Source organism: Streptomyces sp. NPDC052496, from assembly GCF_040679095.1.
Classification (GTDB): domain Bacteria; phylum Actinomycetota; class Actinomycetes; order Streptomycetales; family Streptomycetaceae; genus Streptomyces.
Genome location: NZ_JBFAUH010000022.1, coordinates 26,541 through 47,641 on the forward strand (window position 1 = coordinate 26,541; position 21,101 = coordinate 47,641).

19 protein-coding genes are annotated in these 21,101 nt (G+C 73.5%); 11 read left to right on the forward strand and 8 right to left on the reverse strand.

The window, feature by feature from the left end; genetic code table 11:
* The first annotated feature begins 274 nt into the window (after positions 1 to 274).
* A complete protein-coding gene (locus AB0L45_RS26950) occupies positions 275 to 766 on the forward strand; it encodes a hypothetical protein (protein ID WP_365844260.1) in 492 nt (163 codons plus the stop codon).
* A gap of 89 nt (positions 767 to 855) precedes the next feature.
* Here the strand turns inward: AB0L45_RS26950 and AB0L45_RS26955 are convergent, their stop codons facing one another.
* Together AB0L45_RS26955 and AB0L45_RS26960 are read right to left on the reverse strand one after the other, a co-directional pair.
* Positions 856 to 3,600 (reverse strand): BTAD domain-containing putative transcriptional regulator, encoded by a 2,745-nt coding sequence (locus AB0L45_RS26955; RefSeq protein WP_365844262.1) that lies wholly within the window; start codon positions 3,598 to 3,600, stop codon positions 856 to 858.
* Between the two features lie 328 nt (positions 3,601 to 3,928).
* A complete protein-coding gene (locus AB0L45_RS26960) occupies positions 3,929 to 4,777 on the reverse strand; it encodes a LysR substrate-binding domain-containing protein (RefSeq protein ID WP_365844264.1) in 849 nt (282 codons plus the stop codon).
* A gap of 232 nt (positions 4,778 to 5,009) precedes the next feature.
* On the opposite strand from AB0L45_RS26960, the gene AB0L45_RS26965 reads away from it, so the two are divergent.
* From AB0L45_RS26965 to AB0L45_RS26975, 3 genes are all read left to right on the forward strand, one after another.
* The gene (locus AB0L45_RS26965) at positions 5,010 to 5,924 is read left to right on the forward strand and encodes an MBL fold metallo-hydrolase (protein ID WP_365844266.1); all 915 of its coding nucleotides are present in this window, start codon (positions 5,010 to 5,012) and stop codon (positions 5,922 to 5,924) included.
* 285 nt (positions 5,925 to 6,209) lie between these two features.
* Positions 6,210 to 7,106 (forward strand): hypothetical protein, encoded by an 897-nt coding sequence (locus AB0L45_RS26970; RefSeq protein ID WP_365844268.1) that lies wholly within the window; start codon positions 6,210 to 6,212, stop codon positions 7,104 to 7,106.
* Complete coding sequence (locus AB0L45_RS26975) at positions 7,103 to 7,906, forward strand: alpha-L-glutamate ligase (protein WP_365844271.1); 804 nt, start codon at positions 7,103 to 7,105, stop codon at positions 7,904 to 7,906. The genes AB0L45_RS26970 and AB0L45_RS26975 overlap by 4 nt, the downstream gene beginning before the upstream one ends.
* A gap of 9 nt (positions 7,907 to 7,915) precedes the next feature.
* Here AB0L45_RS26975 and AB0L45_RS26980 read toward each other — a convergent pair whose 3' ends face one another.
* On the reverse strand, positions 7,916 to 9,073 hold the full coding sequence (locus tag AB0L45_RS26980; protein ID WP_365844273.1) for an LPXTG cell wall anchor domain-containing protein: 1,158 nt from the start codon (positions 9,071 to 9,073) through the stop codon (positions 7,916 to 7,918).
* A gap of 121 nt (positions 9,074 to 9,194) precedes the next feature.
* Positions 9,195 to 10,007, reverse strand: coding sequence for an APH(3'') family aminoglycoside O-phosphotransferase (locus AB0L45_RS26985; RefSeq protein WP_365844275.1), 813 nt, complete (start codon positions 10,005 to 10,007; stop codon positions 9,195 to 9,197).
* A 78-nt stretch (positions 10,008 to 10,085) separates the two neighbouring features.
* On the opposite strand from AB0L45_RS26985, the gene AB0L45_RS26990 reads away from it, so the two are divergent.
* From AB0L45_RS26990 to AB0L45_RS27005, 4 genes are all read left to right on the forward strand, one after another.
* A complete protein-coding gene (locus AB0L45_RS26990; RefSeq protein ID WP_365844277.1) occupies positions 10,086 to 10,559 on the forward strand; it encodes a MarR family transcriptional regulator in 474 nt (157 codons plus the stop codon).
* A gap of 105 nt (positions 10,560 to 10,664) precedes the next feature.
* The gene (locus AB0L45_RS26995; protein ID WP_365844279.1) at positions 10,665 to 11,441 is read left to right on the forward strand and encodes an alpha/beta hydrolase; all 777 of its coding nucleotides are present in this window, start codon (positions 10,665 to 10,667) and stop codon (positions 11,439 to 11,441) included.
* Between the two features lie 80 nt (positions 11,442 to 11,521).
* Positions 11,522 to 12,205, forward strand: coding sequence for a TetR/AcrR family transcriptional regulator (locus AB0L45_RS27000; RefSeq protein WP_365844281.1), 684 nt, complete (start codon positions 11,522 to 11,524; stop codon positions 12,203 to 12,205).
* A 90-nt stretch (positions 12,206 to 12,295) separates the two neighbouring features.
* On the forward strand, positions 12,296 to 13,459 hold the full coding sequence (locus AB0L45_RS27005) for an NAD(P)/FAD-dependent oxidoreductase (RefSeq protein ID WP_365844505.1): 1,164 nt from the start codon (positions 12,296 to 12,298) through the stop codon (positions 13,457 to 13,459).
* A gap of 87 nt (positions 13,460 to 13,546) precedes the next feature.
* On the opposite strand, the gene AB0L45_RS27010 is transcribed toward AB0L45_RS27005, so the two are convergent.
* A complete protein-coding gene (locus tag AB0L45_RS27010) occupies positions 13,547 to 14,725 on the reverse strand; it encodes a GDSL-type esterase/lipase family protein (protein WP_365844283.1) in 1,179 nt (392 codons plus the stop codon).
* A gap of 29 nt (positions 14,726 to 14,754) precedes the next feature.
* Entirely contained in the window at positions 14,755 to 15,342 is a 588-nt protein-coding gene (locus AB0L45_RS27015) for a WHG domain-containing protein (protein WP_365844285.1), read from the reverse strand.
* Positions 15,343 to 16,041: 699 nt separating this feature from the next.
* Between AB0L45_RS27015 and AB0L45_RS27020 the strand changes: the two genes are divergently transcribed.
* Positions 16,042 to 17,553 (forward strand): amidase family protein, encoded by a 1,512-nt coding sequence (locus tag AB0L45_RS27020; RefSeq protein ID WP_365844287.1) that lies wholly within the window; start codon positions 16,042 to 16,044, stop codon positions 17,551 to 17,553.
* Between the two features lie 135 nt (positions 17,554 to 17,688).
* Here AB0L45_RS27020 and AB0L45_RS27025 read toward each other — a convergent pair whose 3' ends face one another.
* Positions 17,689 to 18,168 carry a DUF3515 family protein gene (locus AB0L45_RS27025; RefSeq protein WP_365844289.1) on the reverse strand — a complete coding sequence of 160 codons (480 nt, stop codon included), beginning with the start codon at positions 18,166 to 18,168 and terminating at the stop codon, positions 17,689 to 17,691.
* A gap of 278 nt (positions 18,169 to 18,446) precedes the next feature.
* On the opposite strand from AB0L45_RS27025, the gene AB0L45_RS27030 reads away from it, so the two are divergent.
* Positions 18,447 to 19,238, forward strand: a complete 792-nt coding sequence (locus tag AB0L45_RS27030; RefSeq protein ID WP_365844291.1) for a GNAT family N-acetyltransferase — start codon at positions 18,447 to 18,449, stop codon at positions 19,236 to 19,238.
* Positions 19,235 to 19,459, forward strand: a complete 225-nt coding sequence (gene infA / locus AB0L45_RS27035; protein ID WP_365844293.1) for a translation initiation factor IF-1 — start codon at positions 19,235 to 19,237, stop codon at positions 19,457 to 19,459. The genes AB0L45_RS27030 and infA overlap by 4 nt, the downstream gene beginning before the upstream one ends.
* 9 nt (positions 19,460 to 19,468) lie before the next feature.
* On the opposite strand, the gene AB0L45_RS27040 is transcribed toward infA, so the two are convergent.
* On the reverse strand, positions 19,469 to 21,043 hold the full coding sequence (locus tag AB0L45_RS27040) for an amidase (protein ID WP_365844295.1): 1,575 nt from the start codon (positions 21,041 to 21,043) through the stop codon (positions 19,469 to 19,471).
* Positions 21,044 to 21,101: the final 58 nt, after the last annotated feature.

The following is a 21,101-nucleotide window of genomic DNA, read 5'->3' on the forward strand; positions in this document are numbered from 1 at the left end:
CGTTTTGACGGTTGGACAGCGGTGTGCGGACGGGAATCCGGCGCCCGGATTACGCGGTTCCGGACCCGACGGGCCATACCGCTGTCGGGCGCGCCGCGTGCGTCTCGTAACCTGCTCTACCGGAAGTCGCACCGGCACGCCGGTGAAGCAGCACGGTAACTGGGGGATCTGTATGTCCGCGTACGCACCACCGCCGAACGGCACGCCGCCCGGTCAAGGCGCACCCGGCCCCGGCCCGTACCCGCCCCCTCCGACTCCCTATGGCCGGCAGCCGGTGTACGGGCAACAGCCGGTCTACGGCCAGCAGCCGATGCCCGGGCCGCAGCCCGCGCCGGGACAGCAGTTCCCCAACGGTCAGCAGCCCCCGAACGGACAGCCCGGCTGGCTGCCCCCGACACCACCACCGGGCACGCCGATGTTCACGCCGACGGGGCCCCCGCGGCGCCCCTGGCTGCGGCCGCTCATCGCCGTCGGCATCCTGGCGGTCGCCGCGGCGGGGTTCTGGGGGCTGACCGCGCTGACCGACGACGGCAAGCCGCCATCAGAGGTCGCCGGCAAGGCCAAGATCGGGCAGTGCCTGGAGAACCGCGGCACCCACGACGACCCCGTGCTGTTCACCATCGGGTGCGAGCAGGACAAGGCCGACTACAAGCTCGAAGTCAACCCCGGGCCGAACGGCAAGTGCCCGCCGGAACTCGACGAGTACACCGAGCGGGGCCGCCACGTCGGGTACGTCAAGCTCTGCCTGTCCCGGCTGCACGATTGAGACGGCGGCCCCTCACGGAGCCGGCCCGCGTCCCGAGTACGGTCGGGCCCGTACGCCAGGCCGCGGTCAGCCCGTACACCAGGCCGCCGTCAGCCCGCGACGATGCGGAGATTCCCCCCGGGTGCCCCGCCACCACTTCCCCCCACGGTGAGGCCGCTCTGCCCGGTGGGCGCCGCCTGCGCCGGCGGCCCGGCGAGGGCCGCGGCCTCCGCGAAGCAGCGCCGGGCCTCGGCGTCCCGGCCGCCGAGGGTCTGCAACGCCTTGCCGCAGGTTTCGAGGAGCAGCGCCCGGCGCTCGTCCGACTGCTCGTCCGGGGCCAGCGCCAGCGCCTGACGGCAGTGGGCCAGCGCCTCGTCGGGGCGGCCGACCGTGAGGCAGTGGGCCGCCAGATGGTAGAGGGCCAGGGTCTCGGTGTGCGGGTGGCCGAGGGTGTGCGCCATCCGCGCGGCCATCTCCCGCCTGGTTCCGGCGCCGGACAGATCGCCGACGTGCTCCAGCGCGGCCGCCCAGTTGATCAGGGCGATCACCTGACCGCGGGGATCCCCGGCCCGTACGGCGAGGTCGGGGGCGCGGCACAGATGCTCCAGCGCCGCGGTGTGCTGCCCGTTCTCGGTGAGGACCCAGCCGAGCAGTGAGCACAGCCGGGACTCGGCGTCCGGGTCGCCGAGCGCGGTGGCCGCGGTCAGGGCGCGTTCGAGGGTGGGCTCCCAGCCGTCGTGCACCTGGCGCACGACCAGGGGCCACAGCTGGACGGCGATGCGCCAGGCCAGTTCCGGGTGCCCGGCGTCGGCCGCGGCGGCCACCGCGGCGGTGAGGTTGGCGCGCTCGGTGACGTACCAGGCCATCGCGGCGGCGCGGCCGGTGAAGACCGGCGGGGCGACGGGCGGGGACACGCCCGGGGGCAGCGTGGAGCACGGCTGGCTGCCGGGTTCGGCCGCCGCGGCGGCCGCCTGGGTGGCCGACAGGTAGTGCACCAGCAGCCGGTGCAGCCCCGCCGCGTCCGCCCGCCCCGCGCAGGAACGGGCGTACAGCCTGGTCAGGTCGTGCATCAGATACCGCTCGCCCGTCCACTCCTCGACGAGGTGCGCGGTGGCCAGCTCGTCCAGGGCGGCCCGTGCTCCGGCGGGCGGCAGGCCGCTGAGCGCGGCCGCGGCGCCGCTGTCGAGTTCGGACCCGACATGCAGCGCCAGCTGGCGGAAGAGCAGCGCGCCGGCCGGCGGCAGCTGCTGCACACTCAGGCGCAGCGTCGCCTCGACTCCCAGGTCCTCGCCGGCCAGCAGGGACAGCCGCCGGTGCTCGTCGACCAGGTCGTCCGCCATCGCGCGCAGCGACAGCCGGGGCCGGGCGGCGAGCCGGGCGGCGGCGAGCCGCAGCGCCAGGGGCAGGCCGTCGCACAGGGCGGACAGCTCCGCGGCGGCGACCGGCTCGGCGGCCACCCGCACGTCACCGATCACGGTACGCAGGACCCGTACACCGTCCGGCGGCGCCAGCCGCTCCAGCGGCAGCAGCCGGGCGCAGTCGGTGGCGGCCAGTCCTTCCAGCCGGTTGCGGCTGGTGACCAGCACGGTGGACCCGGGCGTGCCGGGCAGCAGCGGACGTACCTGCGCCGAGTCGCGGGCGTTGTCGAGCAGGACCAGGACGCGGCGGCCGGTGAGCAGCGAGCGGTACTGCTGTTCCGCGGCGCGCGCGTCCGCGGGCAGGCGCTCCTCGGGGACGCCGAGCGCCTGGAGGAAGTCGTGCAGCACTCCGGCCGGCTGCGGACCGGTGCCGTCCGGTTCCGTGGCGTGCAGGTCGGCGTACAGGACGCCGCCCGGGAAGTCACCGGCGTACGTGTATGCCCAGTGGACCGCCAGCGAGGTCTTGCCGACCCCGGCGGGTCCGGTGACCACGCACAGCGCCGGCGTGCCCGACTGCGCGGCCTCGCTGAGCCGCGCCAGCTCGTCCGTACGGCCCACGAAACCGGCCGGTGCGCGCGGGAGGAGACAGGGCGGCGGGGGCGTGGCTGCGACAGGGGGTGTCGGAGGCAGGGGCGGCGCGGTCGCCGATACGGCGGTCCGCCCCTGCGCCGGTACGTGCTCCGCCGCCCCTGCCGGGCGGCCGCCGGACGGCCGGGCGCGCAGAACGGCGAGGTACGCCTCGGAGAGCGCGGCCCCGGGGTCGACGCCCAGCTCCTGGGCGAGCAGACGTTGCGTACGGTGGTACAGGTCGATGGCGTCGGCCTGCCGGTCCGCGTCGTGCAGCGAGCGGACGGTGGCCGCGACCAACGACTCGCGCAGCGGATGGCGTTCGACGGCGGCCCGCAGCGGTACCAGGGCCTCCGGGCCCCGGCCGCACGCGTGCAGGGCCGCGGCGAAGTGTTCCAGCGCGGCGAGACGTTCCTCCACCAGCCGCTCGGCCGCCGCGGCCATCAGCGGTGTGTCGCCGGTCCCGCCGAGCACCCGGCCCCGCCACAGCCCGAGGGCCTCCCGCAGCAGGGCGGCCGGCTCCTCGCCCGGGGAGCCGGTGGTGGCCCGGCGCACGAGTTCCCGGAAGCGCCACACGTCCACCGCCTCCGGCGCGGCGTGCAGCGCGTAACCACCGCCCTCGGTGACCACGCAGGCCGTGGGGGCCGTGTGCAGCAGCCCGCGCAGGGCCGACACATGGCCGTACACGATGGTCCGGGCGTGGGTCGGCGGCCGGGTGTCCCACAGCGCCTCGATGATGCGCTCGGCACTCACCGGCGCGCCCTCGGCCAGCACCAGCAGCGCCAGCACGGCCCGGCGTTTGGGAGGCCCGATCGGCACCGGCACTTCCCCGGAGAAGGCCGACACCGGCCCGAGCAGCCGGAATTCCACAGCGTTCTCTCCCCTTGGCCGAGTCGGTACGGCGGCATGACGTACGCGATACGGCGATACGACGTTACGGCGGTACGACGTTACGGCGGAAATCTTACGAGGTCACAGGGGCGGGAGCGGACGGAAGAGGGCACCGGGACCGGAAATGGACCATGGGGTGTACGCAGGGGCGACACCACGCGAAGTGGAAAAGCGGGCGGCGCGCTTCGTTCCTCGGCTGTTTCCACGGCTCTTTCCCTGCTTCCTTCCTTGCCTCCTTCCCGGGTTTCTTCCTCGGCCTACCGGCCTGGGCGCTGAGGAATCAAGCCGTAGCGGTACCGGCGTTCTGTCACGTGCCCACCGCGATCCGTACGAAGGAACGGACGAGCGGACCGGGGCTGGTGCCGTTCCAGGCGATGACGAGCGGGCTGGGTGGCATGTCGGCCAGCGGCACCGTGGTGAGCCCGTCGGGCAGGGGGTGGCCCAGCGGCGTCAGCCCCACCGTCCCGCTCCACAGGACGGATTGGAGGCATTCGTGGGCCGTCCGTACGACCGGACCACTCCGGCGGGCGGTGGCCCGGCCGCTCCAGAACGCGGCCCATACGGGATCAGTGCCGTCCGGGAAGCGGAACCACGGGCGGTCGGCGAGGTCGTCGAGCCGCAGGCTCTCGCGCCCGGCGAGCGGGTCGTCGGCGCGCAGGACCACGCCGACCGGGTCCGAACGCAGGACGTGAGTGGTGAGCCCGGTGGTGTCGAACGGCGCGCGGGTCAGGGCCACATCGACCAGACCGGCGCGCAGTCCCGTGGTCGGATCGGTCAGGTCGGCCTCGCGGATGCGGACGTGCACGTGGGGGTGGCGGGCCCGGTAGGCGGCGGCGAGCCGGATGCCGGCCTGCTCGGCGCTGTCGGCCAGGGTGCCGACCGTCAAGGTGGCCGTACCCGCGGCGGCGGTGACCCGGGTACGTGCCTGGTCGGCCCGCGCCAGGAGCGTATGCGCCTCGTCCAGCAGTACCGTCCCGGCGGCAGTCAGGGCGACGCCGGCGGGGGAGCGTTCCAGCAGGACGCAGCCCAGATCGGCTTCCAGCTGCCGGATCGCCCGGCTCAGCGGGGGCTGGGTCATCCGCAGCCGTGCGGCGGCCCGGCCGAAGTGGAGTTCTTCGGCGACGGCCACGAAGTAGCGCAGCGTACGTAGCTCCATCCAGCCACGATACCCGCACGGTATCGGGCGGACAGGATCGGTGTTGGACGCCGCTGGGCGCCGGGCGGTGGACTCGACGCCGTACCGGATCCGCCGCCGCGGGGCCCGAGGGGCGTGGCGGAACGTATCGGCGGATCACGCATGCGCGCAGGCGCGCCGAGAGGGTGGGATGGTCGAGATGCCCGAGATGTTCGAGACAGCCGGGACAGATGTGGCAACCGGGGCGGCCGAGATGGTTGAACAGGCTTTGCCGGACCCCGTCGTCCGCGTCGCAGGGGCCCGGGAGATCGCCCGGGACGTGGTGGTCATCCCCGACGAGGGGGTGCCGCTCGTACCGAACATCGGGATCATCGGCGGCCGGGAGGCGGTCCTGGTCGTCGACACCGGCATGGGGATCCGGAACGCGGAGGCCGTACGGGAGTTCGCGGTCGAGTACGCGGGTGGGCGCGAGCTGTTCCTGACGACGACGCACTTCCACCCCGAGCACGCCTTCGGGGCGCAGGTCTTCGCCGGCGCGGCCACCTATCTGGTCAACCAGGACCAGGCCGCGGACCTGCGGGAGCGGGGGCCCGGCTACCTGGAGATGTTCCGGGGGCTCGGCGAGTCGGTCACCCGCCGACTGGAGGGAGTCGTTCCGCCGGATCCCGACCGCGTCTACGGCAGCGGTCACGATCTCGACCTGGGCGGCCGTGTGGTGCGGCTGCGGGCCACCGGACGGGCACACAGCCGGGGCGACCAGGTGGTCGAGGTGCCGGACGTGGACGTCCTGCTCACCGGAGACCTGGTGGAAGCGGGACAGTTCGCCATCTTTCCCTGGTTTCCACCGCACGACATGGACGTCTCCGGCACCCGCTGGCTCGCGGTCGTGCGACGGCTGGCGGCCCGCCGCCCCCGGACGGTGGTACCAGGACACGGTGCGGTCGGCGGCCCGGAACTCCTCGCCGACGTCCGCGACTACCTCGAACTGCTCCAGCAGGAGACGTGGGCACGCCGCGACGCGGCGCTCGGTGAGCGCATGATCGCCGACGAGGTCGCGGAGCTGATGATCCGGAGGCATCCGCACTGGGCCGGGCGGGAGTGGATCGAGAAGGGAGTGGGATGCCTGTGCGCCGAGCACGCGCTCGCTGAGCGTGATCCCGGGCACTGAGCACGTTCTCGCTGAGCGCGACCCGGGGCACGTTCTCGCTGAGCGTGATCCCGAGTGTTGAGGGAGGCCCCAGGCGCTGTGCACGCCCCCGGCACTGAGCCCGTACCTCCCGCGCGTCCCCGACTTGCCAGGGTCGGCGGGGAATTCCGGGCACTCCCGGGGCTTCCGTTCCCACGCCGGGGAGCAGCCCGCCCCGGCGCCGGGGCGAGCGCCGGCGATCAGCCATGACATCCTGTGATCTCGCTACGCGCGCCGGGCCGGCTCGGCGGATTACAAGGAAGATCGATGAGGCTCTGCTTCCTGGTGGAGGAACACTACCGGCACGACGGAATGCCCAATGAGGTGATCCGTCAGCTGAGATCCTGGGGGCACCAGGTGGACGTGCTGCGGCCGGGCGGTTCCCTGCTGCGCATGACCGAGGCGGTACGGGCGGGCTCGCACGACGCCTGGGTGCTCAAGACGGTCTCCGGCGGCCCCGGGCTGACCCTGCTCGAAGCGGCGGCCTCGGCCGGGATGACGACGGTCAACGACGCCCGGTCCATCCGGCGCGTACGGGACAAGGCGCTGGCCGCGGCGATCGGCCGCAGCCGTGGGCTCCCCATGCCGCCGACCTGGGCCGCGGCGCGGCCCGAACTGCTGGCGGAGATACCGGAGTCGCAGTACCCGCTGGTGGTCAAGCCCGCCGACGGCAGCTCCGGACGGGCCGTGCACCTGGTGCCGTCACCGGACCGGCTGGCCGCGCTGGCCCCCGAACTGGCGCGGGAGGGCCTGCTCATAGCCCAGCCGTACGTGGCCAACTCGGGCATCGACGTGAAGGTGTACTGCGTCGGCGGCGAGCTGTACGCCACCGAGCGCTGCTCCCCGCTGCACCCGGAACTCGGCGTACGGGAGCGCCGCGTGCCGCTGCCGGCCGAGGTGGCCGCGATCGCCGGGCAGGTCGGGGCGGTCTACGGCCTCGATCTGTACGGTGTGGACGTCCTGCTGGGGCCCGACGGCCCGGTGGTCGTCGACGTGAACGACTTCCCCAGCTTCCGGCAGGTCCCGGACGCGGTGGCGCGGGTGGCCCACGCCGTACTCGGCCTGGCCCGCGCGGGCCAGGCGCCCGCCCTGCCTCCGGTGCCGGCCCCGGTTTCGGCCCCCGTCCCCCTGCACATCCCCGCGGCCGCGGGAGAGAGCGCATGAGGATCGGCCTCATCACGGGCGATTCCGGCCATCCGCTGCTCGCCGCCACCACCGCCCTCCTCGCGCCCCGTCATCAGGTGGAGACGCTGGACCCGGACGAGGCCGACGCGGCTCCCGAGCGGCCCGCCGACATCTACCTGCTGAAGGCGCGTACGCCCCGGGCCCTCGCCCTCGCCCGCGCGCTGGAGAGCCGCGGCGTCCCCGTGGTGAACTCCGCCGCGGCGACCACGCTGTGCCAGGACCGTACGGCGATGGCGCGGCGCGCCCGGCACGCCGGCCTCCCGTTCGTCCCCACCCGTACCTTCAGCACGCTCGCGCAACTGGCCGACGGACCGGGCCTCTCCGGGTCCGTGGTGGTCAAGAGCCGGCACAGCCGCAAGCGGGACCTGGTGGCCCGCGTCGACAGCGAAGCGGACCTGCGCGAACTCGCCGCCGCGCGTCCGCAGGAGCCGGTCGTGGTCCAGGATTTCGTCCCGAACAGCGGCTGGGACCACAAGCTCTGGGCCGTCGACGGCCGGCTCTTCGCCGCCCTGCGCCGCTCCGAACTCGCGCCCGAAGGCCGGGGCCCCACCCGGCCGCTCGCCCTCGACGGCCTGCCGCCCGGCTGGGCGGACACGGTGCGCCGGGTCGGTGAGGTGTTCGCGCTGGACGTCTTCGGCGTGGACATCATCGACGCGGGCGACGGCGCACCGCTCATCGTGGACATCAACGCTTTTCCCGGCATCCGGGACCAGGCCGGCGCCCCGGAGGCCCTGGCAGCGCTGACACTGCGCCGCGCCACCAGGGCACCGGTCACTTGACGGTGTCGGTCACTTGACGGCGTCGGCCTTGCGGCGGCGTACGCTGACGACCGCGCCCGCGCCCACGGCCATCGCCACGCCGCCCACCAGGGCGATCGTCGGCAGTGCGGCGGATGTGCCGGTTGCGGCCAGTTCGCCGGTGCCGGCGGGCTCCTGCGCGCCGCCCTGCGTCTTCAGCCCGACCTGCGGCGTGTTGCCGCCCGCGCCACCGGCGCCGGGCCGGGCGCTCTCGCTGGGCTTGCCCGGCTTCTCCGGCTCACCGGGCTTCTCCGGCTCGCCGGGCTTGCTGTGCGCCGGGAGGATGCTGAAGTAGTACTCCCCGTGGTTCGAGCTGCCGCAGGCTCCGTCCTTGTCGGTGTACGCCCCCTCCATGATCACCCAGCCGAGGCCGGGCGTGGCCGTGGGGATCGCGCGGGCCCGCATCGGCAGGCTGACCGTGCTGTGCGCGCCGACGGAGAGATCGCTGAACTCCTCCTCGCTGATGGCGTCGTCGAAGCTCACCCACCGGCCCGTCCGCGGGTCGAGGATTTCCGCCTGCAGCTCCCAGTACGGGTACTCGACGGGCTCGAAGGAGTAGGCGAGCGGCGCCAGCCTGACCTTGTCCAGCGCCTTGTCGGAAGTGTTGGTGATCGTGATGGAGGAACGGCTCCAGCCGGCACCGGCGACGAACTCGGTCTGCAGCCCCTTGACGGCCATCCGCAGGCGCCCCGGCCCGACCTCGCACTGCTTGTCCGGCCGGTCGTCCTCGGACTTCGATCCGCCGGTCGTGGTGCCCGGTTCGGTCTTGGGGTCCTGTCCCGGCTGGGTGCCGGGTTCCTGGCCGGGCTTGGTCGTGGTGTCCTTGCCGGTGCCGGGCTCGGTGCCGTTCCCCGTACCGGGCTCGGTGCCGGAACCGGGGCCGGTGTCGTTCCCCGTACCGGGCTTCGGGTTCCCGCCGGTTCCGGTGGCCGGCTTTCCGGCCTCGGACGACCCGCCCGACTCCGTCGCCCCGTCCGGCTTCCCGGACGTGCCGTCGTCCTCCGGGGCGCCGTCCTGCTGCGACGTGGTGGTGTCTGCCGGCCGGCCCGGTGTTTCCGTGGCGAACGCGGCGGCGGGCGAGGCCAGCACGGCGGCGGGTGCGAGCACGGCCGCTGCCGCGGCAGCCGTGAGGGTCTGGCGGAACTTCATCGACGAGACCTTCCTGAGATGTCACCTGAGGCGTCAGGCATGTACGACTAGGTGACTCCTGATGAGGCAAAGGGTTGTACTGTGCCGCCTGTTGCGGACGCAGATCACCGTGCTGCCGGCCTCATCCCCAGGTGAGGGGGTCCAGGTGCAGGTAGAAGCGCTCCCGTTCGCGGTCGAGGGCGATCCCGTACCGGGCGGCGAACGCGTCCTCCGCCGCGGCCGCCCGCGCGTCGTCGTCCCAGACCTCCCGGGCGGTCGCGAACAGCAGGGCGAGGTCGGCGTACGGGTCGGCACGCCCGAGGCGGCCGAGGTCGATGAAGCCCGCCACGGTCAGGGTGCCGGGGTCGAGCACGATGTTGGGCAGGCACAGGTCGCCGTGGCAGACGACGGTCGTGGCAGCCTCCTGTGCGAGGCGGTGCCCGAGTTGCGGAGTGAGGCGCGCGAGCAGTTCGCCGGGGGGCGTCCCTTGCTGCTCGACGGGCAGGAATTCCGGGTTGACCGCTCCTCTGGCCACCACATCGCGAGCCACCGCGAACAGCCGGCCGAGATCACGCGTGTACGGGCACTGTGGCGCGGGCAGGCCGTGCAGCCGGCGTACGGCGTCCGCGATCGGCTCCCACGCCGCCCGGAGGGCCGACGCCGGTACCCGGTCGGCGGGGACGCCTTCGACGGCGGTGGTCACCATCGCGGCACCGTCGGCGGTCACGCGCCAGTCGAGCACGCGCGGGCACGGAACCTCCTGCCTGCCGAGCCAGTCGACACGGTCCCGCTCGGCCTCCAACGAGGCCGTGCGGCCGGCGGGCACGCACTTGGCGTACCGCTTCCCGTCCGCGGAACGGAAGACACTGGCCTCGGACTCCCCGTCCGTCACGGGCTCCCATCCGTCACCGTCGGCGGGCAGCAGGGTACGGAAGTCGTACGGCGCATCGTTCACGCCCGCCAACCTAACCACCGGGACCGGGCAGCCGCACCGCAATTCCTCACATGGCAACCCTGGTGTCATGATGGGGGAGTGAGTGAGGACAACGGCAGTCGGACGCCCGAGGATCCGGGTGACCGGTTCGTGGAGGTTTTCAACCTGGTGGGGCCGCTGTACCGGCGGGCCCAGCGCAAGGTGGAGCAGGACGCGCCCCTCGAGGGGCTGTCGGTGGGGGTGCGGGCCGTCCTCAACATGCTCCGCGAGCACGGGGCCATGACGGTGCCCCAGATGGGCCGGGCGCAGGCGCTGAGCCGTCAGTTCGTGCAGCGGATGACCAATGACGCGGCCGGCCTCGGCCTGGTCGAGTTCCTGCCCAACCCGGCGCACAAGAAGTCCTCGCTCATCGCCCTCACGGAGAAGGGCCGGGCCGCCATCACCGCCGTGATCGACCGCGAACGGGCAGCGCTGCGCCAGGCGGGCGCCGGCCTCACGGAGGACGAGATCACCGCCTGCATCCGGGTCCTCTCCCGCCTGCTGGCTTCCCTCGACGATGTGGAGGTGAACTGACGCCGGGCGGCCGTGAACGGGCGGCCCGTCGGGTGTGCGGCCCAGGCACCACCAATAATGACACCCTGGTTGTCACAACACTTCGAGTATGACACCTTGGTTGTCATGGATGACCTCTTCTGGCACGACTCCGGTCATGGCCGCCCTCTCGTCCTGCTGCACGGCGGCTTCCTCGATCACCGCATGTGGTCCCGTCAGATCCCGTACTTCGCCGAGCACTTCCGCGTCATCGCCCCGGACGCCCGCGGCCACGGCCGCTCCGCCAACGCGACCGGCCCGTTCCGTCCCGCCGACGACCTCGCCGGGCTGCTGCGCCGGCTGGACACCGGCCCGGTGGTCCTGGTGGGCCTCTCGATGGGGGCGGGCACCGCCGTCGACACGGCGCTGGAGTATCCCGAGCTGGTCAGCGCGCTGGTCGTCAGCGGCGCAGGCACCAGTGAGCCGTACTTCTCCGACCCCTGGACCACGCGGACCATGGCCGCCTGGCACACGGCGATGGCGGAAGGGGATCTGGACGCCAGTATCGAGGCGTTCCTCCTCCTCGGTGTGGGTCCGCACCGCGCTCTCGACGATGTCGACCCCGAGGTCGTGGGCGAACTCCGCGACATGGCCAGGGGCACCCTGCTCAAGCACAGCAGCGGCGAGCCCAACTTCATCGACCCGGTCCGTGACACCTGGGAGCGGGCCGCCGGCATCGAGATCCCCGTACTCGCCGTGAACGGCGGCATCGACGCGCCGGATCAGATCGAGATGGCCGAGTGCTTCGCCCGGACCGTCGAGAACGGTCGCGCGGTATCGATCGACGGTGCCGCGCATTACCCCAACATGGAGCGTCCTGACGAGTTCAACGAGATCGTAGGAGGCTTTCTGAAGGTCGCCTGACCAGCCTGAATGCTGCCAGTGGTCCTCTCCGTCACCGTGCCGAACTTGTTCGTCACGAACGCGTTCGTTACGGTGGCGGGGTGACTCCACGGAACCCTGCCCCGCGCAGCCGCCGTGAGCGGCCCGCCAAGCCCGCCCTGACCTACGAGGGCATCGTCGCCACCGCCGTCGCCCTGATGCGGTCCGAAGGGCTGCACCGGGTGACGATGCGCCGCCTGGCCCAGGAACTCGACACCGGCCCCGCCTCGCTGTACGTGTACGTGGCCGGCACGGCCGAGCTGCACGCCGCGGTCCTGGAGGAGCTGCTCGGGGAGGTCGACCTCTCCCCGGTCCGTACGTCCGGCGACTGGCGCGACCGGCTGGTGGCGCTCCTCGGCTCCTACACGCACACCCTCTTCCAGCACCCCGGCCTGGCCCAGTCCGCGCTGGTGGCCCGCCCTCGCGGGGCGAACTACCTGTCCCTGGTCGAGGCGGTCCTCGCCCTGCTGCACGAGGGCGGTGTCCCGGACGCGCAGGCCGCCTGGGGCGTCGACGTCCTGCTGCACGTGGCCACCGCCACCGCCGCCGAACAGGCCGTCCGCGACCGCGACGCCGCCGCCGAGGACGAGCACGAAGCGCTCGTGGGCGTACTGCGGCAGGCCGACCCCGCCACGTATCCGCGGATCGCCGTCCTCGGCGCCGACCTGTTCTCCGGGACCGGCGAAGAGCGGCTGGCGTGGATCTTCCGTCTGCTCATCAGCGGTATGGAGACGACTCCGCGGTGACGCTGAGGGGTGTTCCGTTCCCAGGCGACGGTCGCCTTCCGCCTGCGTCGCCGCCACATCAGCCATCCCGTCACCGAACGAGAGACCACCATGACCCTGAACACCCGTCCCACCCCCACCCCCACCCACCACCCCATCGCCATCGTCGGCGCGGGCCTCGGTGGCCTGGCCCTGGCCCGCGTCCTGCACGTACACGGCATCGAAGCGGTGATCTACGAGCGGGAAGCCGGCCGGCACGTCCGTACCCAGGGCGGGATGCTCGACATCCACGAGGACACCGGCCAGCAGGCCCTGCGCGCCGCGGGCCTGTACGACCGGTTCCGTACCCTCGTCCACCAGGGCGGCGAGGCCACGCGCGTCCTCGACCCGCAGGGCACCGTCCGGCTGCAGGAGGAGGACGAGGGCGACGGCACCCGCCCCGAGGTGGACCGCGGGCAACTTCGCGACCTGCTGCTGGACTCCCTGCCCGAGGGCACCGTCCGCTGGGGGAGCAAGGTCACCGGCGCGCGGGCGCTGGGCGGCGGCCGCCACGAGGTGACGCTCGCCGACGGCACCGCCTTCACCACCGGTCTGCTCGTCGGCGGCGACGGCGCCTGGTCGAAGATCCGGCCGCTGGTCTCACGGGCCGTCCCCGCCTACACCGGCATCTCCTTCGTCGAATCCGACCTGCTGGACGCCGACACCCGCCACCCGGACAGCGCCGCTCTGGTCGGCGGCGGCTCCTTCTTCTGCCTCGGGGACGAGCGCGGGATCCTCGCCCACCGTGAGTCCGACGGCAGCCTGCACCTCTACACGGCCCTCAAGACCGGCCCGGACTGGGCCGCCACCCTCCCCGGCCTGGACGCCGACACCGCCAAGAAGGCCGTCCTGGCCCACTTCGACGGCTGGGACGAGGGCCTGCGGGCGCTGATCGCCGACGCGGACGGCGCGCTGATCCCGCGCCCGATCCACGCCCTGCCCGTCGGCCACCGCTGGGACCGCGTCCCCGGTGTCACCCTGCTCGGTGACGCCGCCCACCTGATGTCCCCGTTCGCCGGTGAGGGCGCCAACCTGGCCCTTTTCGACGGTGCCGAACTCGGCCGGGCGATCGCCGCCCACCCCGACGCCATCGAGTCCGCTCTCGCCGCCTACGAAGAGGCGCTGTTCCCCCGCAGCGAGGCAGCTGCCGCGGAGTCCGCCGCCAACCTGGAGCTGATGTTCGGCGAGCAGGGCCTGGAGCGCCTGCTCGCCATGTTCGCCTCCCACCAGCAGTGAGGCGCTCGTACGGCGCCCGGCAGCGGCGCCGGAGCCGACCTGCGCGCCGCCCCCGGCACCAGCGGAGCCTCGGCCCTCCGTGGAGCCTCAGCCCTCCGTGAAGACGCCGTCCTCCGCGAACACCAACTTGGCGAAACGCTCGCCGATCCGGCGGTGGGCGGCGGCGTCCGGGTGCAGCTCGTCGGGGAGCGGCAGCTCGGCGAAGTCCCCCTCGCCGTACAGCTCGCGGCCGTCGAGGTGGTGCAGCTGCGGGTCCTCGGCCGCCCGCTGCGCCACGATGCGGGCCAGCTCCTCGCGGATGACGTTCAGGGTCAGCTTTCCGCTCGCGCGTTCCGCCGGGTCGCCCGCGGCCCGGAACCGCAGCTGTCCGGCGTCGAGGCCGGAGAAGTCCGGGACGCTGGGCCCCGGGGTGTCCTCGTGGATCGGGCACAGGAGGGGGGAGACGACCAGCAGCGGCGTGGTGGGGTGGCCCTCGCGGATGGTGTCCAGGAATCCGTGGACGGCGGGCCTGAAGGCTCGCAACCGCATCACGTCGGCGTTCACCAGATTGATGCCGATCTTGACGCTGATCAGGTCCGCGGGGGTGTCCCGCAGCGTACGGGCGGTGAACGGGTCGAGCAGGGCGCTGCCGCCCATCCCCAGATTGACGAGGTCCACGCCGCCCAGGGAGGCGGCCAGCGCGGGCCAGGTCGTGGTCGGGCTCGCGGCGTCGGAGCCGTGGCTGATCGAACTGCCGTGGTGCAGCCACACCCTGCGGCCCCGGTCCGGCGCGGGCTCGACGGGCGCGTCGGTGCGCAGGGCGAGGAGTTCGGTCGTCTCGTTGTGCGGCAGCCAGATCTCGACGTCCTTCGGGTCACCGGACAGGCCGGTGAAGCGCAGGGTGCCGGGCGGACCGGGCCGGAACTCGGCGCTCCCGGCGACCATGTCGATGGTCAGCGTGTTGCCGCCCGCCACGCTCGCCCGGCCGGCCAGTTGGCCGTCCACGACCAGGTCGTACACGCCGTCCGGACGGGGCGGAACGCCCACGTAGTCCCGCTTGGTGGGCCGGGTGACCAGCTCGACGGCGGTGGCCCGGGTACGGAAGACCAGCCGGACGCCGGAGGGCTGGGACTCGGCCATGGCCAGCTGTCCGTCGTCGCCCTGGGCGCGGGCCCAGGCGGGCAGCCGGTGCGGCAGCACGCCGTCCTCGGTGTGCTCCAGCTCCAGGGCGCCGCGCAGGAGTTCCGCGGTGATGGGTGTATCGGTCCAGTTGACGTCGGTGTGCATGGTCTCAACCTGTCGATCTGCGGGGTCTGTCAGGGCAGTTGGGGCGCGGGGGCGGGCCAGTTCCGCAGCAGGGCGTCGAGGGCGTCCAGCACCCGGGCCCAGGTCTCGTCGGAGTCGGGAGCGCTGTGGCTGAACCCGCCGCCCAGCTCCAAGCTGACGTAGCCGTGGAAGACGCTGCCCAGCAGCCGGACCGCATGGGTCTGGTCCGGCTCCGTCAGGTCGTAGCCACGCAGGATCGCCCGCGTCATCCGGGCGTGCCTGCCGCCGGCGCTGGCGGCGGCCGTCGCCGGATCGAGCCGCAGCTGCGCCGCCGCGTACCGGCCGGGGTGCTCCCGCGCGTAGTCCCGGTAGACGTTGGCCAGCGCGGCCAGGGCGTCCTTGCCCGCCCGTCCGGCCAGTGCGGCGGCACCCCGGTCGGCCAGCTCTTCCAGGGCGAGCAGGGCGATCCGGGTCTTGAGGTCGTGCGAGTTCTTGACGTGTGAGTACAGGCTCGCGACCTGCACGCCGAACCGCCGGGCGAGCGCCGAGACGGTCACCCCCTCGAATCCGGCCTCGTCGGCCAGCTCCGCACCGGCCTGAGCCAGCCGGTCCGCGGTGAGCCCTACGCGTGGTGCCATGACCTTCCTTCCGTCTGCCGAATATGAGTGTGCACCTGCCTATAGGCTTTAGGCAAGTGGGTGGCTCACTTAGGTTCCTGCCTACCGGCGCCGCGACCAGGAGGACCCCGCGGCGTTCGCCGGCCGGATCGGCACCGCGGCCACCGACGACGGTAGGGGGCCGGAGCCGGACCTCGGCCGGGCGCGGCTGGCGTACCTGCTGCGGGGCGACCTCCCGTTGCCCGTGCGGGCGGAGGTGTACGCGCTGCACCCGGCGGGCCTGGACGCGGGCTCGGTCGGCCTGCTGGCCGCCTCCGACCTCGTCACCTCGCTGGCCGCGGCCGAATGAACCGCCCCGGCGCCGGGTCCGCACCCGGCGCCTGCGGATCCGGCCCTGCCGTACCGGCTCAGTTCCAGCGGACCAGGAACTCCCGGTGCCTGTCCGAGCCGTCGACGGGCTGGTCCACGTCGGCGCCCTTCACCGGTTGCTGCGCCTTGCTGCCGAACTCCCTACGGAACCGCGCCCACTGCTTGTTCCGGCTGGGAGAGGAAAGTGAAGCCCTTGCCGTCGGCCTGGACAGGCGGACGCCTTCCTCCGCCAGGGTAGTTGGACACGGATCGTGCCCCCCGGCGGTGCCATACTGGTCGGCACATCCGGGCGTCGTGGGCGGCCCGGCCGGGCGGCCGCCAAGGTGCGGTCCGTCGCGGGAGGAGGCGGGGATGACCGCTGACGAAGACCCCGTCCCGCGGACGGTGTACGAAGTGGCCGCCGAGCTGGCGGCGGGACGGCTCACCGCACGGGAGCACGCGGCCCGTGCCTTGACACCCGGCCGGCTGTCCCGCGCCCGTGACCTGCGTGCCTTCATCAGCGTCGACCCGGCGGCCGTACGCGCCGACGCCGAGCGCGCCGACCGTCCGGAGGGACTCGAACGTACCGCCACCGAACTCACCGGTGCCGAACGTACCCCCACCGAACCTACCGCCACCCAACTCCCCTTGCGCGGCGTACTGCTGGCAGTCAAGGACAACATCGATGTCGCGGGGCTGCCCACCACCGGCGGAACACCGGCACTGCGCGGGCACCGCCCGGCACGCGACGCCACCGTGGTGCGGGCCCTGCGCGACGCGGGAGCGGTCGTCCTGGGCAAGGCCGCCATGCATGAACTCGCCTTCGGCGCGACCAGCGACAACCGCGCGTACGGCCGGGTACGCAACCCCTGGCGGCCCGACCGCATCGCGGGCGGCAGCAGCGGTGGCACCGCGGCGGCCGTGGCGGCCGGTCTCGTCACGGCCGGGCTCGGCACCGAGACCGGGTGCTCCGTGCGCCTGCCGGCCGCCCTGTGCGGGGTGGTGGGCTTCCGGCCGACGACCGGCCGCTATCCCGCTCAGGGCGTCCTGCCCCTGTCGTGGACCCGGGACACCGTCGGCGTCATGGCGCACACCGTCGAGGACGTCTGCCTCCTGGACGCCGTCATCAGCGGCACGCGCCTGCCCGGACCTCCGCACGCGGCAGCGCCGGCGCTGCGCGGCCTGCGCTTCGGTGCTCCACGGCACCCGTTCCGGAACGGCATGGCCCCGCAGCTGTGCGCGGCCCTGGACGCCCGGCTCGCCGAACTGGACGCCGCCGGGGTCACCATCGTCGAGGACGACCTGCCCGACGGGACGCAGGCCCACGTGGCGGCCGCCGGACTGCCCATCGCCCTGTACGAGGTCTCCCGCGCCCTCGACGGGTACCTCCGCGAGCACGGGCTGCCCCTGCGCTTCCCCGAGGTCGCCGCCCGGATCGCCGGCCCGGACGTCGCGGAACTCCTGCGCCCGCTGCCCGGTGGCGGCCCGACCGAGGACGTGTACGAGCAGGCGCTGACGGTCCACCGGCCCGCACTCGACGCCCTGTTGCACGCCCATCTCGCGGACCGGCGGCTCGACGCCCTCCTCCTGCCCACCGCCCCCGTGACCGCGCCGCGCCTGCTGCCCGGCGCACGCATCCTCCTCGCGGGCCGCCCGGTCCCGGCGTTCCCCGCCCTCCTGCGCAACACCGACCCGTCGAGCATCGTCGGCTGGCCCGCCGTCACCCTGCCCGCCGTCCGCGACGAGCAGGAGCTCCCCTTCGGCATCGACCTCCAGGCCCCACCGGGACGCGACCTGGCACTCCTGGAGATCGCGCGCGCCTGCGCCGCCCTGTGGCACCTGCCGCGCCGGGGCAGAGTGGCGCCCTGCCCGTACGGCGGCTGAACCCTCGCCGCATCACCGCGCCGGGCGCCCGGACAGGGGCAGAAGGACGAGCCCTTCGCAAGGGTGCAGGGGAAGCGCCGGCCCGCCTCAACGGTCAGCGCCGGCTGTCGCTACCCGGTCGCCCGGATCAAGTCCTCACATGCACCGGGATTTCTGCGGAATTCTCTTCACGGCACTGCCGAGATCGACCAGGACGTCCGATGCCGAAGGACCGGCGTCCGTCACCGTCACCTCGACGGCGGGGTCGCGTCCGTAAGTGACGAGGAGTTTCCGGCTGTCGCTGGAAGCGTCGCCGCGGAGCACCCAGTCCACGCCGTTCACGTTGACGCACGGGTCGGTGGTCGGCCGCGGGGGAGCCGTGCCGCAGCGGAGCACGACGGTCGCGTCTCCCCAGACGGCGACTCCTGCCCCGTTCGCTTCGACGCGGTTCTTTCCCAGGAGCTGGGCCGGGTAGTGCCGGGCGATGTCACCGCAGAGAGGGTGCCCCGCGTTCGGTGCGCTCCCGATGTCCGGTACGGGGGAGCGGAACGCGAAGGCGAGCGCCCCGGCCGCGGCGAGAGCGGTGCCGCCCACCGCCCCGGCGATGACGAGCGTCTTTCTCGACGGTGGAACCACTTCTCGCTGCGCCTTCTTCGGTCGGACAGCGGCATGTGCCGCGCCGGACCACATTAATCCTGTTCAGCGTGAAGGTCGCATAAGGGCCCCGGGAAAAAGGGTTTGAGTGAGGCGGCGCTCCGCCGCTACTGTCGCGGTGGACCGCGCAACGACGTATGGAGGTGAGCCCCGTGAACGCAGTTACCCGTGGGTGCTCCCTCAACCCGTCACGGTCCGGCGGCTGACATCCGGTGTCGCCAGGAGCGCCTGACATCGAGGCATTCCTGGAGGAGAAGCCGATGAACACAAATGTCTTCCCATCCGGCAGGAGCGGGCACGCGGTGGTGATCACGCGTGTCGCGGACCGGCAATGGCATGCGCTGGAGGACGACCTGGTGGTCGGCCGCGGACATGCGGAGCACCGGCCCGACGGACGCTTGTTCGTCAGTGTCGACGCCTGGCACGACGCCGCCTTCGACCGGCTCGCCGAGGCGATGCTCGCGCACCTGCCGGCGCCGCTGTACACGGTGGCCGACGAAGCCGACACCGAGCTGACGGCCGGCTGGCGGCGGGCCGGGTTCACGGTCCGGCGCCGCGAGTGGGAGTACGCCGTGCCGACCGACCCGCGGGTCACCGGGCTGGGCGAGGTCCTGCCGCCTTCGGGCGTGACGATCGTGCCCGCGGGCCAGACGGACGAGGGCCTGCTGCGGGCGGTGGACCGCGCGATCCGTGCCGAGGTCGAGGCGGCCGTCGGGTGGCAGTCGATGCCCGCGGAGGTGATACCCCGCCCCGAAGGCGACACCCTCGTCGACCCGTCGAAGTACGCGGTGGCCGCGGCGCCGGACCGCTACCTGGGCCTGATCCGGGTGGTGGCGGTGAGCCGGCCACGCATCGGACTGGTCGCGGTCCGGGCCGGCGAGCAGCGCCGCGGCATCGCGCGGGCGCTGCTGGCGCACGCGTTGGGGACGCTGCACCGCTCCGGGGCCACCGCAGCCTGGGCCGAGGTCCACGAGTCCGGCCGAGCGGCCGCGGCGCTGTTCGAGGGCGTCGGCGCCCGGCCGGTGAGCAGCAACCTGGAGCTGGTGCGATGACGCAGCACAAGAACGTCATCGAGGTCGAGGGCAAGGTCGTCGAGTGCCTGCGCAGCGCCATGTTCACCGTGGAGCTCGACAACGGCCACCAGGTGCTCGCGCACATCAGCGGGAAGATCCGCAAGAACTACATCAAGATCGTGCTGGCGGACCGGGTGCTGGTGGAGCTTCCGCCGTACGACCTGACGCGCGGTCGGATCGTGTTCCGGTACCGGAACTAGTGATCTGAGTCACGCCGTGCGCGCAGGCGGCCGGACCGGTTCGGGCAGCAGTCGCGCGAGCTGCTGCGCCACGTCGACGAGGGTGCGGTCCGCCAGGTACGGGCCGATGACCTGGACGGCCAGTGGCAGCCCGGCGGCGGTCTGCCCGGCCGGGACGACCACGGCCGGCAGGCCCACCAGGCTCGCCAGGTTGAGCCAGCTCGTCTGGTCGAAGAACGGGCGCTGCGCGCCGTCGACCGTGATGTGGCGCTGCGGCGGCGGGGTGCCGGTCAGGTCGGCGACGGCCGCCGTCGGCGTGGCCGGGGTGACCAGGACGTCGTGTCCGGCGAAGTACGCGGCCCACTTCTCCCGGAGCTGGTGCCGCGCCTCGTCGGCGACGCACCAGTCCCGGTGCCGCATCGTCCGGGAGCGCAGGAACAGGCCGGCGGGGTCGTCGGCGGGGATCCGCTCCGCGGCGGCCACGTCGGCGGCGAACGCGCTGTCCGGAGTGGTGGCGGACCCCGTGGCGAACAGGAGGCGCTGGAAGAGGTCGTTGCTCTCGGCGAAGTCGACGGGCCGGGTGGCGTCGTCGATGCTCGCGCCGGCGGAGCGCAGGAGCGTGGTGACCTGTTCGAGGAGCGCGCGGGTGTCGGTGTCGACGCGGCAGAAGGCGTCGTCGGCCCAGACGCCGACGCGGTACCGGGCCAGGTCGCTCTCGGCGGGGGCCGGGAGGTCGATCCGCCATCCGGCCCGGTCGGCGGGGGCCGGTGCGGCGAGGACGTCCAGCAGGAGGCCGAGGTCGCCGGCCGTACGGGCGATCGGACCGAGGGTGAGCATGTCGCCGCTGGTGGCCCAGCCGGGCAGGCGGGGAATGTGGCCGCGGGTGGGGACGACGGGCAGGGCGCCGCGCGAGGTCCGCAGGGCGTACACGCCGCAGTAGGTGGCCGGCAGGCGAAGCGATCCGGCGAGGTCGGAGCCGACTTCGAGGCTGGTGAGGCCGGTGGCGACGGCGGCGGCCGCGCCGCCGGAGGAGCCGCCCGCGGTCCTGGTCCGGTCGTACGGGTTGTCCGTCCTCCCGAAGAGCGGGTTCGACGTCTGGATGTCCTGGCACATGACCGGCACGTTCGTCTTGCCGACGAGGACGGCGCCGGCGGCGCGCAGGAGGGCGACGGCGTCGGCGTCCCGGTCCGGCAGGTGGCCGGCGAGATCGGGGGAGCCGCTGGTCGTACGCATCCCCTCGGTCTCCAGCGCGTCCTTGACCGTCATGGGGAGACCGTGCAACGGCCCGAGGGGCTCGCCGGTCTCGGCGAGGTGCCGGTCGGCCCGGTCGGCGGCGGTGCGCGCGGCGTCGGCGTCGAGGGTCACGACGGCGTTGACGTGGGGGTTGGTCTGGGCGATGTGCTGGAGGTACTGCTCCAGGAGGTCGCGGCTGCTGATGTCACGACGGCGCAGTGCGGCGACCTGGTCGCGGGCGGGCGCCAGGTGGAGCGCTTCGAGGCCGGCCTGCCGGGAGCCGGGCCCGGGCCGGGCAGAGGCGGGGGCGGTCGCGGCGGCCGGGGTGGCGATGCCGGGGGAGGCGGTGGGCTGGGGGCGGCGGGGGATCACGTACAAGCTCCTGGTGCGGTGGGGGAGTCGGGAGTGCCGGTGCGCGGGCCGGGGCGGA

Excerpts from the sequence above, each read along its gene's own strand:
- AB0L45_RS27030 (WP_365844291.1), top strand. The coding sequence starts at position 18,447 with ATGAACACAAATGTCTTCCCATCCGGCAGGAGCGGGCACGCGGTGGTG.
- AB0L45_RS26995 (WP_365844279.1), top strand. The coding sequence starts at position 10,665 with ATGGATGACCTCTTCTGGCACGACTCCGGTCATGGCCGCCCTCTCGTC.
- AB0L45_RS26980 (WP_365844273.1), bottom strand. The coding sequence starts at position 9,073 with ATGAAGTTCCGCCAGACCCTCACGGCTGCCGCGGCAGCGGCCGTGCTC.
- AB0L45_RS27010 (WP_365844283.1), bottom strand. The coding sequence starts at position 14,725 with ATGCACACCGACGTCAACTGGACCGATACACCCATCACCGCGGAACTC.
- AB0L45_RS26970 (WP_365844268.1), top strand. The coding sequence starts at position 6,210 with ATGAGGCTCTGCTTCCTGGTGGAGGAACACTACCGGCACGACGGAATG.
- AB0L45_RS27020 (WP_365844287.1), top strand. The coding sequence starts at position 16,042 with ATGACCGCTGACGAAGACCCCGTCCCGCGGACGGTGTACGAAGTGGCC.
- AB0L45_RS27015 (WP_365844285.1), bottom strand. The coding sequence starts at position 15,342 with ATGGCACCACGCGTAGGGCTCACCGCGGACCGGCTGGCTCAGGCCGGT.
- AB0L45_RS26965 (WP_365844266.1), top strand. The coding sequence starts at position 5,010 with ATGGTTGAACAGGCTTTGCCGGACCCCGTCGTCCGCGTCGCAGGGGCC.
- AB0L45_RS27005 (WP_365844505.1), top strand. The coding sequence starts at position 12,296 with ATGACCCTGAACACCCGTCCCACCCCCACCCCCACCCACCACCCCATC.
- infA (WP_365844293.1), top strand. The coding sequence starts at position 19,235 with ATGACGCAGCACAAGAACGTCATCGAGGTCGAGGGCAAGGTCGTCGAG.
- AB0L45_RS26960 (WP_365844264.1), bottom strand. The coding sequence starts at position 4,777 with ATGGAGCTACGTACGCTGCGCTACTTCGTGGCCGTCGCCGAAGAACTC.
- AB0L45_RS26975 (WP_365844271.1), top strand. The coding sequence starts at position 7,103 with ATGAGGATCGGCCTCATCACGGGCGATTCCGGCCATCCGCTGCTCGCC.